Origin of the sequence: Micromonospora sp. WMMD812 (genome assembly GCF_027497215.1) — a bacterium.
Taxonomy (GTDB): Bacteria; Actinomycetota; Actinomycetes; order Mycobacteriales; family Micromonosporaceae; genus Micromonospora.
Genome location: NZ_CP114904.1, coordinates 1637803 through 1652875, shown reverse-complemented (window position 1 = coordinate 1652875; position 15073 = coordinate 1637803). Strand labels below are relative to the sequence as shown.

Here is a 15073-nt window from a genome sequence, read left to right as displayed (position 1 = left end):
TGCCAACCTGGGCGCGGTCGAGGCCGCCATGAAAGCCCGGAGCTCGAGCACCTGCAGAGCCAGCTGACGGCCGGCGTCCGCCTGTTCGTGCCGCCGCCGACCTCAACGCGGGTGCGATAATCAACGCCGACCTGGTGATGGCGGGCGCCCAGGTCGCCGCAGGCTGAGCGGCATCGGCCGCGGCACCTCCGGGGTCAAGCCCGGACAGGTCACGAGGCGCGTGCCCGCAGGTACTCGACGAATGCCTGGTGGCTGCCCAGCGCGAGCTGGATCGCATTGCGGTACGCCACCGATCCCCACAGGTGCACCTCCCGCTCGTCGGCCCCATCAAACACCCGCCCCAGCGCAGCCCGTTGGCGGCGGTCGAGCACGTTCTGCGGCCGCTCCAGCAGGGAGCCCTCCGCGACCAACGCGTCCAGAAATGAACGCACCGCCGCCTGGTAGGCGTCCCCCGCCACGGCCCGCAGCAGCCCGAACTCGAAGATGTGGAGTGCTGCCTCGTGCTCCCAGTAGTTCAGCGGCTTCGCCGGCCCAGGCACGTACCGCAGGCCCATCGCGTACCGCGCCTGGTACAGCAGCAAAACACCCCGCCCCGGCCGGCTCAGTGCCGGTTCGCCGACGGGTAGACGGATAGTCCGCACCGGCTGTCCGGTGAGCACGTCGACGGCATCGAAGTAGACCGGCATCCGGCCGTCCAGGTCCGGGTCGGGCACCAGGAACAGCCCGCCCTGAAATTCCTGCCCGCCGCGAAGCCGCGCCTCGCCGACGAGATCGGCGATCGGCCGGTCGACGGCCGGCGCACCTGGCCGCAGCGCGACGACGGCGGCCGGCACACCCCCGATCGGAACGCCCAGCATGCTTCCGGTGCGCAGGAACGTCCACGTCGGCTGCGTTTCGGTGCGGTCACCGGCGACCTCGCGCGCGGCGTCCCGCCAGTTCCGGATGATGTCCAGGCGGTCACGCACGTCGGCGGCGGCCGCCTCCGCATCGCCGCCGAGAAGCGCCAGCAGCGCGGCCGGCAACGCCGGCGACTCCGCGAGCGGGTCGGCGGCCGGAGCGACCGCCCGGTGAGCCACACAGTCGGCGTCGGTGTGCGGGTTCGCGGGTGTGCCGTGACAGTCGCTGAGCCAAGTCAGCCGCCGGTCGGCGGATTGCCGGGCGAACGCCGCCGTCGGCCGCAGCCCCGCGCGCAACGCCGTCAGGTACTGCCGTTGGGCCCGGTCCATCCGCACCAGATCGAGCGGCAGCAGCGGCACCAGCTTGGCGATCGCCTCGATGATCGCGCAGTGCGGGCAGCCGGGACCGTCCGCCTCAACGATCCGGTACTCCCGCAGGTGGTCGACGCCGGGTTGCTCCCACTGCACCCCGATGCGTCCGTGCTCCTCGAGCATCAGATAGAGAAACTCCGACGCCGTGCGCTCGTTGGTGACGGCGACCAGTTCGTCGAGAAATTCCCGCCTGGTCCGTTCCCGAACACCGGTCATTCCGACCTCCCCGTAGCTCCGATCATCGACTTGTTTCTACTCGCTTGGCGCGACTTTCTCGAACGTGTTGGTCCTCAAGCGCCGAGCGCCGTTTTCTCCGGCAGGTAGATGACGGGCAGGTCGCCGTAGCGGTCTTCGCGGCTGAGGATCGGTGCCCGATGGTCGAGGCAGGTCATGACCGTGGTGGCGAAGTCGACCCGCCGGTCATCCCACGCCAGTACGACATCTCGTGCCACGACTCGCCGGGGGTGTTCAGTACGACTACGGCGTCGAGATTCAGGAGTCGGTGCGGCAACTGGCGGTCCTTGGCGTCGGTGACCGCCGCGAGGGTCTCGACGGCGGGATGGCGGTGAGGGCGGCCAGCACACGGTCTTGACCTCGTGGATCGGCTCGGCGACCTGCGCCGGACGCGCCAGGTGGGCGAGCAGCGCTTCGGTCCAGCGCCAACCGGACCGGTCGCTCGTCGTCGGTCACGCGGCCGGGGCCTGCCGGCCGGCGGGCTCCTCATCGCGCAGGTGCTGGCGTACCCGCTCGCGCACCGCTTCGTACCGGGCGGCGGCCACTCGGCTTGCACCGCGGCACGGCGTGCCCGCGCGGCGGCCAGGCCCTGCTCGGCGACCTCGATGCCGGCGTGCCCCAGCTCGGTGCGCACCGCGTCCAGGCGTATCCGATCCCGCACCGCCTCGGTGGCGTACGCGGACACGTTGGCCTGCTCTGCCAGGGTGTCGGCCACGCCCGCCGGGACAAAGATCGGTAATCTTCTTCCCGCCGGTCGTGCCAGGGGGCTACCTGGTATGACGAAAGCAGCGGTCAGATCGGCCGCGCTATCGCTCTGCGGCCTTCACGCCTGATGTCCGGCGGCTGGCGCGGAGACCGGAAGCCGGCCGCGTTGACGAGCTGACGGCGGTGAAACACCAGCATGATCGGGCTGTCTGGCTTGCCAGAGAGCTGATCGCGCCCGGCATCGTGAGCTCCAGGATTACGCGCAGCTGGTTTACGACTCTAATCCTGGTGGACCGTTGTTCTACCTGGAGCCTCGTCCTCACCGATATCGGGCCGCCTGCTCCGCCGTGACCAGCGGAGTCACGATGAGAGAACTCGTTGATCGAATGGGGCTCCGGTTTCGTCTGCTTCCTTCGGTTCTTCAGCCGTTGGAGCGGTCGACGAGGCGGTGCAGCGCTGTCCCTACGGTGGGGAAGGCGAGTCGCAGGGTGTGGGCGGTGAGTCGGATGCCCCACCAGGAGAGTGCGACGAGGTAGCCGACGATCAGGGCGCTGCTGGTGTCGTAGCTGAAGACGAGGGCGTAGCCGATGGCCAGACCTGGCGCGGTGATGGTGCGGATGGCGCGGCTGCGGCTGGCGGTCAAGGCCGTGGCCGCGCCGAGGAGGGCGGCTCCGAGGCTGCCGGCGATGCCGGCGGTGTTGTTCGTGTGGATGGGGGTGGTGAGGGTGAGTGCGGCGCGCATGAGGAAGATGCCGGCGGCGGCGATGAGCGTGTAGGTGATGGCGGGGCGGGTCCGGGCGAGCCAGCTAGGCAGCGCGTCGGCGGGGATCCGGGGTGCGGTGGCGGCGATGAGGGCGGCGCAGGTGGCGAGGGGTAGGGCGGCGCCGAGGGTCCATTTCAGGTAGGGGGTGTAGTCGAACTCGACGGCGGTGCCGGTCGCGAGTCCGTAGAGGGTGGCGGTGACCGCGCCGCCGACGGCCGCGGCGAGGTATCCCCGTCGGATGAGGTTGCCGGTCGTGGGTTCGGGCGTTGACGCGGTGGGCGCTCCGGCGAGCCAGGTGGTGGGTGCCAGGTGCGCGACGGCAAAGGCGGTGAGCATGGCGAGTGCGCCGGCGGTGCCGAGTTGCGGGAGTGAGGTGCGGGCGCCGACGACCCAGGTGTTGACGGTGGTGATGTCGGCGGTGAGGACGGCTTGCAGGAGCAGCGTCAGCGAGGATGCGCCGATGAGGAGGGCGCCGGTGAGGTCGCTGATCCGGAGCCGGATGCGGGGTAGCCGTGTGGCGGCGGCACGCGGTCGGGGTTGGTGGGCGGCGGTGAGCGCCAACGCTCCGTCGGCGAGGGCATGGGGCTGGTCGATGAGAGCGGGCGCAGCGCCGGTGGCCTGGGCGAGCTGGTCCGTGAGGGCGGGCAGGGCATGGGCTGGCCGCAGGACGACCGCAGCGAGGTGCGCCTTGTCGACGTCAGCCGCGTCGAGCAGTTCGGTGACTGCGCGGGGTATCTGATCGAGGAGAGGCTGCGCGGCGTTCGTGATGTCGTCGCGAGTGATGACTGTCGGCTGTCGGGGTGCGGGCAGCAGGATCGGCGCCCGATCCTGGTCGACGAGCAGATGACGGGCGGCGCGCACGGATTCCAGAAGGGCGATGTGCCCCTCTGCGTTGTCGTTCGCCGGTTGGCGGATTGCCGTTCGGAGAGCGTCGTTGTCGGCAGTTGCCGCGTGCACAACGCGTTGGGTGATGAGGTGGTCGAGGTCGGGGATGTCGTCGAGTTGGTGGGTTGCCAGTTCGCGGTAGCCGTCGCCGACCGCTTGCAGCACGGTGAGGGTCGCCGGGTGGCGGTCCGCCTGACAGACGAGCACGCAGGAGCCTTCGGGCATGGTGACGCCGAGGCTCGCGGCGTAAGCGGCGAGGGCGGCGGGCGCGGTGACCAGGGCAGGAGAAGGTAGTCCCGCTCGGGTTGCCGCCTCGCTGACCTGTCCGCGGCGGCGTGGTCCCCAACTGGGTGGAACGGTCACGGTGAGCTCGGTGGCCGGCTGGCCGACCTGGTTAGCGGCATGGTAGCCGACATGCCGCAGTACGGCGGCGAGCAGGTCCACGGGGTCGGGGTGTCCCGGGCCGGAGGGATGGGCGGGTTTGCCGAGCAGGTCGGTCGGATCGTCGATGAATCGGTGGTCCGCGGGGAGGGATCTCGCCGCGGTGCTGTCGAGGCCGGCGTAGAGCTGGCCCGCGGGGCTGATGGCGACGCCCGGTGGCATGACGAGGCGACCGTCGATGAGGATCGGGACGCGAGCGCCTTCCCGGCTGACAGTGACGGCGATGGCCGTGGAACTGAGATCGATCGACGCCGTGACGCCCCCGTTTGGCATGAGGGGCAGTCTCGCCGGTGAGGGCGAGGCGACGTCAACCGTGATCCTCTCCCCGTGATCCTTTGTGCACGGATGGTGAGAATCCTTCTCGGTGGGCTGGCCTGGCGCACTCATCCTCGTGTATGCGAAGAGATTGACGATCAATCGGCGGGGGAGAGACAGGTGCAGATGTCCCCGGACAACGGCGACAGGCTCACGGAGTACGGTGCACGGCCCACGGTCCACCCTCCCCGCGCATCACCGCCGCACCGTCGTGCGCCCCTGTCCCGGTCCCTGGCCACGGCTGGTCGCGCTGTCACAGGAGCCGGCACCTTCCTGATCGTGGTGCCGACGGTGCTGTGGCTCGCTGGCGGCAATCCCGTTCGACGCCTGCCAGCCTGGTCGCAGATCCCCGAATGGTTCGAACGCTCCAGCGGACGATTCACCCCGGACGTCCTCATCGGCGCGGGCCTGTGGGCGATGTGGCTGCTGTGGGGCGTCCTCGCGCTGCTGTTGCTCGCCGAGATCCTCACGGCGCTGACCCGGTGGCGCGTTCCCATCCTCAAGCTGCCGGCCCCGCTGCACCGGCTCGTGTTCGGCCTGGCGGGCACCGCCGCGCTGGCCGTCACGCCCGCCGGCACGCTCGACCGCACGGCAAACCCGGACCAACCCGCTACGTCGGTCGCCGCGACGCAGCGTGTCGACATTCCCCGGCAGGCCGCCGCCCGCGGGCCCGCCATCATCCGCGTCGCCGACCAGCGTTTCCTCTACACCGTCGAACGCCACGACACCCTGTCCAAGGTCGCCAAACAATGGCTCGGCGACGCGGACCGGTGGCCGGAGATCTGCCACCTGAACAAGCACCGCCACTTCCCGGGCGTCGGCGGCATCCTGCGCGACTGCGACCTGATCTACCCCGGCTGGGAACTCCGACTGCCCGCCGACGCCCGCCCGCCCCAGGCCGCCACACCCGCAACGCCCCCCAAGCCACCGTCGACGACCACACCCCGACCTGCCACCCCGCCCGCACCGGCGAGCACGGATCCGAAGCCACCGGCACCGACCGTGCAGCCACCCGCGACGGCCCAGAATCCGGCCACCACCCCCACCACACCGCCATCGGCAGCCGCGAGCACACCGGAACCCCCGCTGGCTCCCTCGTCCGCGGCTTCCGGGCCGCCGGTCTCGCCTGCCGTCACCGACACGCGCGATCCCGCCATCGCAGCCGACGAAGACGGTGTGCAGCTGTCGGCGTCCAACTGGCTGCCCTGGTCGCTCGCCGCCGCGATCAGCGCCGCCGCCGCCCTGGTGTGGCTGCAACGCCGGCGCCGTTACACCGGCGAACCCGACGCCGATCCACCCGTCGCGCTGCCACCGCCGGTCGCCCATGTCCGCCGTGCCGTGGCTGCCCGCAACTCCAACCCACCGCCCTCGGACAACGACGACAGGCAGCCGCCGGCCCCCGTACCGGAACTCGCGTCGCTGCCGACCGGTGGAATCGGTGTCGTCGGCGTCGGCGCGCACGCCGCAGCCCGCGCCGCTCTCGTCGCGGTCCTGGCCTCCGGCGACCCGCACCACCCCCACGCACGCGGCGAAGTCATCATCGACACCTCCACCTTGGTCACGCTCCTCGGCGCCAACGCGACAGCCCTCGCACCATGGCCACGGCTGCACATCGTCGACAGCACCGATGACGCGCTCACCGCGATCGAAGCCCGGCTCCTGCACCGCAGCCGCATCCTCGACGAACACGCGCTGACCGACCTCGACACCCTGCGCCAGCAGGCCCCCGACGAGGAAGCATTACCACCGGTCGTGCTCATCACTGCCGCCCCACCCGCCAACACCTCCATGCGGGCCAAGACCGCGCTCACGCTCGCCGGCGACCTGAACGTGTCCGCCGTGCTGCTCGCCGAGTGGACGCACGGCGCGACCATCAACGTCTCGTTGGACGGCCACACCACACTCGCACCCGGGCCGGACACGGAGCCAATCCCACCGCGCCTGCCCGTACTCGAGGCCGACACCGCCATGCAGATCCTCACGACCCTCCGAGAAGCGCAGACCGGGAAGCCCGCCGCGCTCCCATCAGCCGGCGCACCAGGCCCGACCGTCCCACTCCATGCGAACCGAACCGACACCACTGCCGCCGACCAACCCACACCGGTCACCGGACCTTTCGAGGCCAACCCCACCGGGAAGGCGGCACTGCGGGTGCTCGGGCCGCCCCGCATCGACAACATCAGCCACCCCGGCCGACCGCTACGCGCCAAAGCCCTCGAACTCGCCGTGTTCCTGGCCTGCCACCCCGACGGCGTCACCACCCGCGAGATCGGCGAATACCTCGAACCCGACGCCCGCATCAGCCAATCCGACCAGCGAGTCCACACCAACGCCAGCAACCTCCGACACGTCCTCGGCCGAGCCGCCACCCCCGACGCGAAAAACGCCTACCTCGTCAAGAACGCCGGACGCTACCGGCTCGACCCCACCACCGTCGACGTCGACGTCTGGACGCTGCGCGACCTGCTACGCGCGGCCGCCATCGCCACCGGCGCCCACCGCCGCGAACTGCTCACCGCCGCCTGCGACCTCTACACCGCGCCGCTGGCGGACGGCCAGGACTACGAATGGCTGCAGCCACATCGGGAGACCGTGCGCCGCTGGGGCACCGAAGCGCACCTCCTGCTGGCAGACGACCTCATCGACACCGACCCGCAGGGCGCATCCGACCTGCTCGACAAGGCCATCGCACTGGACCGCTACAACGAGGCCCTCTACACCCGCGCCATGCACGCCCGCCACGCTCTCGGCGACGCCGACGGCATCCGAAGCCTCCTACGCGCCCTGACCAAAACCCTGGCCGACCTTGACGCCGAACCCCAGGACGCGACCATCACGCTCGCCAACCAGCTGCGGAGCAGCCTCGCCGGCAAGTGACCACCGCTGGCCCGGCAGACCCGGGTCGCCTGATAGGGCCGGTGCGCCCATGTGTCGTCGTCGGTTATGAAGCGCTTCGTGCGTGGGCGCTGCAGGTGTCGCCGTTGACCGGGTCCGCGGCCAGGACGCCCTGCTGGCCGGCGGCGTGGCAGTGCACGCAGAAGCCGTAACCGCCCGATGGTGCGAGCCGCGGTTCGGCCGGTGCGAGGGGCGTGGCGGGGCGCTTGGCGTAGCGGGACAGGGGTGCGCGGCGGTGACCGCTCAGGGTGGCTCGGATGTGGGCCTTGGCTTGATCAGCGTTCACCGTGGTGTCCTCTCCGAGAGGGGTGGGCCACGGCGACGGCTGGACGACGGCGGCCGGCGACGCGCGGCTACCGGGGGTAACATGCCGCGGCAGAGCGTCAGGCGGGGCGGGTTCGCCTGTGGTGCGCGCCCTCGCGCGCGACACGTCGAGGTCGCTACGGAGATCAGCCTCGGTGTGAGAGGTCGTAGTGGTGTCCACGTCCGTGGGAGGTAGGGGGCCGGCTGAGTGAGCCTTGTTCGAGTCCGACGTGAGCCCTGTTGGGGATGTGAGGGCTCGACTGGGTGAGCTGGGTTTGATCGGGGATGTCGGCCGGGGGCGGGTCGGTGAAGGCTCATGTGAGCGAGCCCCCTCTGCCAGAGTGGAGGGCTCATCTGAGTGAGCCCCACAACGATGCCGGTCATCGACGGCCCTGACCGTCGCGCGATGCTGCGAGGGCGAGGGCACCGCCATGTGGTCCAACAGGTGGGGGCTCAGAATCAGCCGGTACTCGGCTGGCCGGCGCCGGGAGCCGCGCCGCACGCAGTCGACCAGCCCGGCGTTGCGCAGCGTGGCCAACACTCGCTTAATCGTGGAGTAGCCCTTGCCCGACTCCACGGCCAGTCGCGCGACGCCCGGGAAGATGCGGGTGCCGTCGGCGTCAGCGTATGAGGCGAGCAGCAGGGCGACCAGTTTCACGGTCGAGTCCAACTGTGCCCGGCGCACGACATCGAGCCACGCCCTCACCGTGGCCCCGTCGTTCGCAGCAGCGCTCATGTGCGGTCTGTCCTGTCCGTCTGGCGGGACGATCGGGGGCCCGGCCGGTGGTCGGTCAGGTCGTCGGCGAGCGTTCGCGGCCCGTTGTTGGGCCGTTTGTCCCGGCAGGCCGTGCCGGTGGCGGTCGGAGCGGTCATGGCTTCTGCCTTCCGGATTGGGTGGGTAGGGCGGGCGTCGAGGCCCCGATCGGCGTTCTGCTCGGTCGGTGTTGCCTGCGGGGAGACGTCGGCGCGGCCGGGTGATGGAAGTGCTTCGCGTCGATGGGCTTCGGGGGAACCGTCCTGCGTCACCCGGCGCGGTCGGGCCACGGACAGCCCACCCCAGCGCGGGGCCTAGTGCGTCGCCCTGGTCGTGTTCCTGCGGACAATCGATTTGTCGGTAGCTGCCGGCGTCGCGCTTCTCCTGAGCTGCTGACGGATGCACCGGGTCGCACCACTCGTCGGTCTGCCGCAGAGCACCACCGCACACCTTGGCACCACCAGGTCGAGGCTCGACGGGGGCCAGGACGACCGGGGTGTAGGACCTCGCGCGTCATGTTGCCGTTGAAGCGTCCTGGGCAGGGCGACGAAGTCGGCTTCTCCGGTTGCTGTCGCGGCCCTGCTCGCCAGGTCGTGTCGCTTTCTTGAAGCGCGTTTCGGCGTACGACACCACCGGTGGGGGCTGTCGTTGCCCGCCGTGTCGACCTGTCCGGCACGCCTGAAGGGTGCCGGCAGAGATGGGGACATCTGGGGATGCAGCCCTGCCACGCTCAGGCCCTCGCTGGGCCATAAGCTTTGGTTCCGCGCCTTAGCGTGGCACGGGTGGCAGCACCCCGCATAGAACCGTCGGAGGCGATGAGCTGCCGACTGACGTTGCTGTTCGCGTTGGCGGCGGGAGCGGCCATCGGCAACCTGTACTGGGCGCAGCCGCTGCTCGGCTTCATTGCAGGCGATCTGCGCGCCGCGACCGCGACGGCCGGCTGGCTCGTCACCGCGACCCAGGTCGGGTACGCCGTCGGCGTGCTGCTGCTCGTGCCGCTCGGCGACGTCCTGGACCGCCGCCGGTTCGTCCCGGTGATGCTGCTGGCCTCGGCCGCCGCGCTGCTGCTGTGCGCGCTGGCGCCGTCGATCGGCGTACTCCTGCTCGCACTGGGCGTGCTCGGCGTGACGACGATTTCCGGTCAGCTCCTCACTCCGCTCGCCGGGGATCTTGCCGGCGACACCCACCGCGGTCGAGTCGTCGGCGTTGTCGGGTCGGGGACCCTCACCGGTATCTTGGCTTCCCGCACGATCAGCGGGTTCGTCGCCAGCGCCGCCGGGTGGCGTGGGATTTTCGCTCTCGCCGCGGTCGTCGCCGTTCTGCTCGCGGTTCTGCTCTATCGCGCGATTCCACCGCTGGCACCGCGGACACGTATGCCGTACCCGCAGGTCATCGCCTCGGTCGGCGCGGTGGTCATGCGCGAGCGGGCGGCCCGATGGACGCTGGTACTGGGCGCCACAGGGTTCGCCGTGTTCTCGCTGTTCTGGACGGCGCTGACGTTCCTGCTCAGCTGCCCACCGTTCCGGTACCCGGTAGCGGTGATTGGGGTGTTCGGGCTGGCTGGCCTCGCTGGTGTCCTTTCCGGCCTGCACGGCGGTCGTCTGCACGACCGCGGTTGGTCGCTTCCGGCCACAGGCGCGGCCTGGGTCGTGGCCCTCGGCGCTTTCGTCGTCGCGGCGTTCGCCGGCCGGTCCGTCGCACTTATCATCATCGCGATCATCATGATCGATGTTGCTCTCCAGACGCAGGCTCTCCTCAACCGGGCGCGACTGTTCGCCCTCTCCCACGAGGCCCGCAGCCGGCTCAACACCGCGCTAGCCACCGGCAACTTCATCGGCGCTGCTATCGGCTCCGCCGCCGCGACCACGCTCTGGTCCGCGGGCGGCTGGACAGCGGTCACGATCACGGGAACGGCGCTCTGCTGTTTCGCGCTCGCCGTGTGGGCGCTGGGACGTCGCGGTCCACTCGTGATCTGCCTCGGCGTGACGGACGGCGCTGTCACGGACCGCGGTGAAACCTTCCTCAACCGCGCGACATCCGCACGTAGTGCTCGTAGTGCTCCGAAGTCGAACCGGCCATGACGCCCTCGTGCGCAGTCCACGCGTCCGCCTTTCGGCACCGTCCGGACACCGGTCCGCGGCGCCGACGTCACTTCAGCGACGAGCGCTTCGCGCCATGAGCGGTCACGCTGTGCCGTATCTGCAGGCGAGAAGCGAACATCCGCGACACCCAGACCGCGATGCGGCAGGATCGACCGCGCACGCCCCGCAGCATGTTGTGCGTCCGCCTGTGGACGAGTTACTGCCTTGGCAGTTGCAGCGACTTCGGGCAGCGAGGTGGTACTCGAGACGGGTCGCCTGCTGCTCAGACCTTGGCGGGTAGGCGAGGCTGCCGTCCAGCGGGAGCTGTGGACCGAACGTGATCTACGCGTGCCGCCGCACCGCCGAATCGACGCGGACGGACGACCCACGGTCGCGGAGCTCGAGGACTGGATCCGCACCAACTAGCCATCGTCGGTCGGGTTGCTGGCGGTCGAGCGGAAGGCCGCTCGTGACGTCATCGGCTACTGCGGGCTGATCGACGGCGGACGAGGATCGGAAGGGAACCGGAACTGGCGTTCGAGTTGCTACGCCGAGTCTGGGGTCAGGGATACGCGACCGAGGCCTCGTTGGCGGTTCTGGACTGGGCGAAATCATCCGGCTACGAACGTCTGCGGGCCACCGGTTTGGGACTGGAACACCGCTTCTCGCCGTGTGCTGGCCAAGGTCGGGTTCACCGAGACCGAGCGGAAGGAAGTCGACCCGGTCTACGGGACGACCCTGTTCGGCACGAGACGGCTTTGACACACCGGATGTTTGGCCTTGAGGACACTCCGAGCAGCGACGGGAGGCGTCAGCTGTCGCATTCCGAGTTCGTGCTGCGCTGTGCCACAGGCGGATCGATCACCAGACATGGTTGCGCCTGCCGTCGTGCCGGGTGATCACACGAAGTTGAGGTGAGAGACATCCGCTAATCAGCACGAGCGGGCGGTGAGCGCCGCCGACCCCATTACTCAACGTGACGCAACATCGGCGGCAGATCCGCGCATGAGCGGATCTACGTATACGGCTATGGGCCGCTTCTATCATCGTCGCTGGGACGAATCGCGCGGTGACGAGTTCGACGCTTGGGGGCACTCGGTCTGGTACTTCGAAGTGGATGACGACGGTTGGCCGGTTCGGCATATCGAGGTGTATGACCGCGGCCCGGTTCTCCGGTCCGGGCCCGGGCAGGAGGCAGACCAGTGCGGCGGCCTCGTGCAGGCGAGCCTAGATGATCTTGACGGAGATTGGAGCCCGTTCCTCATCACGCGAGGCGCGTTCGGGCGTGCTTGGGACTCCGCTGGCGGGCCTCATGCCGCGGGGTCTCGCGGCATGGGCGCCCGTCGGCTCAGTTGGCTGAGGAGCCCCATCTTTCGGTCATGGCGACGATGCGAGTGGTCACTGCGTCTGGATCGATGAGTTGGTGCAGATGCCCGCCGGGGACCCGGTCGACGTCCCAGCCACGTTCACGCGCCTCCTGCGCCATGCGGTCATACGGCGGCCCGAACAGCAAATAGCCGCACGACCGGTTGTCCCAACCAGCAGGCACAGGAATCTTCTGCTCGTAGTAGCTCAACGGAAGACGGGGCTGCTCAGCCGAGATCGCCGATCTGGTCTGCGGATCAGGAAACAGCAGTGCGACATCGTCCTCGTTCCACCACGTTGTCCACTGCGGCAGTCGGTCCTCAGTCACCTTGGTGCGCAGGTAGTTCAACCGCTCGGGCGACGCGGCAGGCGTCGGCCCGGTACGGAAGGGCAGTCTCGCATCGACGAACAGGCACCCGGCGACCGGACGGCAAGCCGCTTGTACGACAACAGGAACGAACAAGCCGGCGTTGCTGTGTGCTACCAGCACAATCGGCTGGCCCTGCGGTAGATGGGAGACAGCGTCGTTGACCTTGGCTGCGACGCGCGGCCAGAACGGCGGGTCGTCCGCGTTGGCCACGTCGACCAACGAGGGCACCACGGTCACTGCACCCAAGGCTGCCAGCCGCGCCGCTACAGGAGCCCACGTCAGAGGACCCAACAACAGGCTATGCACAAGGACGAACGTGGGATCCACCCACCCACCATCCAGGACGCGGACTGCCGGCGACCACCCAAGCGAGCATCCGCTCATCGGCCACGTCCGGGAGGGCACCCGGACCGACGGGACGCTGCGTAGCGCGTCTCGCGGCAGGAGCGGTCACGCGGTGCCGTGTCAGGGCGCTCGTTCACTATGCCTTCGCAGCCGATATATTGTCGTGTGTGGAGACCCCGTTGCGCGAACCCACGTTCCTGATCCTCACCGCCCTGGCCGGCGAGCCGATGCATGGGTACGGCTTGATCGCTGAGGTGGCCAGGCTCTCCGCCGGCCGCATCTCGCTGCGGCCGGGCACGCTGTACGGTGCGCTCGACCGGCTGGTCGACGCGGGCTTGGTGGCCGTCGACCGGGAGCAAATCGTCGACGGCCGGTTGCGCCGCTACTACCGGCTCGCCGAGGCAGGCAGTGGGGTGCTGACCGCCGAGACCGAACGTATGCGTCGCAACGTCGAGGCGGCGACCGCCCGGCTGCGCGCTGCCAAGACCCCGCCCCGCCTCAGTGGAGGACTCGCATGAGCCCGTGGGAAAGCCGCCATGACCGTCCAGGAGGGGATGACGACGGAGGCTCTGCCGTGACCGACCTCGAACGCCGCTACGCGCGCTGGACGGCGCTGTTCTATCCGGCCAACTATCGGCGGGGGCGCGGTTCAGAACTAGTGGACACCTACCTGTCTCTGGCGGCGCCCGGCCGGAGGAGACCCTCCGTCGGCGACGTCGCGGACCTCGCGGCCGGTGGGCTGCGGCAGCATGTGCGGATGGCTGAGGGTCTAGGTCCCGCCTTCCGGCTCGCCGGCCTGCTCGCGCTGATGACGGCGACCGCGTTCGCGACCGGGTGGGCGATCTTTGAGGTGCTCGCCCCCACGCCGCCCTGGTCTTCGCAGGTCGGGCCGTTTCTGTCGCTCGCCGTCGCGGCGTGGGCGGCCTGGTTGCTCGCCGCCGTGGTGCACATCGCGGCGAGCGGCCGGTGGTTGCGCTGGGCGGTCGGCCTGGCCGTCCTGGTGACTGCCGGTGTCGTGCCGGCCGCGGCGCTGACCGGATTACCCCGCCCGCCAGCGTCGGTGCTGCTGCCCCAGATTGTGCTCGGTGTCGTCGCGCTCGGCGCGGCCGGCCGGCACCCCTGGTGGGTTCGTCTGATGCCGATCTGCGTTGCGGCGGCGATCCTGCCGGTCGCCATCGGCACCGCGCCCAGCCTGAACTTCTTCAGCGGCTACTACCATCTCGCCGCAACGGCCTTGCCCGCCGCCGCGGTGACGCTGCTGATCGGCGCGCTGCTGCTTGCGCTCGGCCTAGCCGCCCGGCGCGACTACCGCGGGGCCTGGGCGATGCTGATCCTGCTCACGCCGATCGGGATGCTCGCGGTGAATCCGCTCGGCGCGGTGCTCGACGACTCCGGCCCCGGTCGGCCCGTGATTCCAGCGTGGTCACCCATGGTCGTCGCGTCGGTGCTGGTGGCGATGATAGGACCGATGTTGGTGCCGCTTGCCCTCGCGGCACGGGCGTGGCTGTCGCGCGGCCGACATTCGCCCGGCACAGACCTGGGTCGTTGCCGACCTGCGGCGCACCCTCGACATCCGCGTAGTACACAGCACGACAGAGGCTCGGCCCGCTGACACGGCCGGGCAAGGTGCAGGCGAAGAGGTGCAGCCGCAGCGCCTCGCTCATCGCAATGATCGAGTGCACTGCAGTTCAGGATGCTGCCGGTACCAGGGGGCCAGTCACCGAGTGTGACCGTCCGGTCGTGCGGCCGGCGCGGACAGCGGCATGTGCGGATGTTGGCTTGGCGTCAGCTGGTGAAAGATATGGGCGTGAGCGAGAGTCTCCTTCGTGTCGTGCCGACGGTGCCGGACTGGGTGCCGGCGCAGAATGCCGCGCATGCTGCGGTCGAAGTCGTCTCGGCGATGTGTCCGGGCGCGGGAGAGCTTGTCGCCTGCCGGTACACCGAAGTTACGTTCATCGACCAGGGCGCCAACTTCGAGGTAGTCGGCTGCCCGGTCTGCAAGGCTCTGCTGGATGCCGACTGGTGGCAGGAGAGCATGGACGATACCTATGCCACTCGCTTCGCAACATTGGACATGGTGACACCATGCTGCAGCGCCACCGTCTCGCTCAACGACCTGGAGTACCACTGGCCGGCCGCCTTTGCGCGATTCGAACTTCAGGTTCGCGATCCAGGCCGCGGCCGGTTGACGCCCGATGAGGCAGCGCAGGTGTCGACCGTGCTCGGCATCACGGTTCGCCAGGTCTTCAGTCACTACTGACGGGGCACCGCAGGCAACGCCGCCCGCTCGGCGGCTAGAAGAGTGCCCCTGACCTCGGTGCGCCCGGAGTCGTCCATACTTCCGTGATC

General features: G+C 69.7%; 9 protein-coding genes. 5 read left to right on the top strand and 4 right to left on the bottom strand.

Annotated features, from left to right (window positions below; genetic code table 11):
* Positions 1 to 209: 209 nt before the first annotated feature.
* The 3 genes from O7603_RS07610 to O7603_RS07600 form a co-directional block, all read right to left on the bottom strand.
* Positions 210 to 1484 carry a hypothetical protein gene (locus O7603_RS07610; RefSeq protein WP_281574969.1) on the bottom strand — a complete coding sequence of 425 codons (1275 nt, stop codon included), beginning with the start codon at positions 1482 to 1484 and terminating at the stop codon, positions 210 to 212.
* Between the two features lie 74 nt (positions 1485 to 1558).
* Positions 1559 to 1720 (bottom strand): hypothetical protein, encoded by a 162-nt coding sequence (locus tag O7603_RS07605; RefSeq protein ID WP_281574968.1) that lies wholly within the window; start codon positions 1718 to 1720, stop codon positions 1559 to 1561.
* 908 nt (positions 1721 to 2628) lie between these two features.
* Complete coding sequence (locus O7603_RS07600; protein WP_281574967.1) at positions 2629 to 4794, bottom strand: Hsp70 family protein; 2166 nt, start codon at positions 4792 to 4794, stop codon at positions 2629 to 2631.
* Positions 4795 to 4890: 96 nt separating this feature from the next.
* On the opposite strand from O7603_RS07600, the gene O7603_RS07595 reads away from it, so the two are divergent.
* Positions 4891 to 7488, top strand: a complete 2598-nt coding sequence (locus O7603_RS07595) for a transcriptional regulator (RefSeq protein WP_281574966.1) — start codon at positions 4891 to 4893, stop codon at positions 7486 to 7488.
* Between the two features lie 1857 nt (positions 7489 to 9345).
* Positions 9346 to 10644 (top strand): MFS transporter, encoded by a 1299-nt coding sequence (locus O7603_RS07590; RefSeq protein ID WP_281574965.1) that lies wholly within the window; start codon positions 9346 to 9348, stop codon positions 10642 to 10644.
* A gap of 1348 nt (positions 10645 to 11992) precedes the next feature.
* On the opposite strand, the gene O7603_RS07585 is transcribed toward O7603_RS07590, so the two are convergent.
* Positions 11993 to 12616: an alpha/beta hydrolase gene (locus O7603_RS07585; RefSeq protein WP_281574964.1), complete on the bottom strand. Its 624-nt coding sequence runs from the start codon at positions 12614 to 12616 to the stop codon at positions 11993 to 11995.
* A gap of 275 nt (positions 12617 to 12891) precedes the next feature.
* Here O7603_RS07585 and O7603_RS07580 point away from each other — a divergent pair, with 275 nt between their 5' ends.
* The 3 genes from O7603_RS07580 (at position 12892) to O7603_RS07570 (ending at position 14984) form a co-directional block, all read left to right on the top strand.
* Positions 12892 to 13242: a helix-turn-helix transcriptional regulator gene (locus O7603_RS07580; RefSeq protein WP_281574963.1), complete on the top strand. Its 351-nt coding sequence runs from the start codon at positions 12892 to 12894 to the stop codon at positions 13240 to 13242.
* Positions 13243 to 13298: 56 nt separating this feature from the next.
* Positions 13299 to 14336 (top strand): hypothetical protein, encoded by a 1038-nt coding sequence (locus tag O7603_RS07575; RefSeq protein ID WP_281574962.1) that lies wholly within the window; start codon positions 13299 to 13301, stop codon positions 14334 to 14336.
* Between the two features lie 195 nt (positions 14337 to 14531).
* Positions 14532 to 14984, top strand: a complete 453-nt coding sequence (locus O7603_RS07570; RefSeq protein WP_281574961.1) for a hypothetical protein — start codon at positions 14532 to 14534, stop codon at positions 14982 to 14984.
* Positions 14985 to 15073: the final 89 nt, after the last annotated feature.

What these genes read in the sequence shown, in the direction of transcription:
- O7603_RS07610 (WP_281574969.1), bottom strand. Translation starts at nt 1,484, where the DNA reads ATGACCGGTGTTCGGGAACGGACCAGGCGGGAATTTCTCGACGAACTG.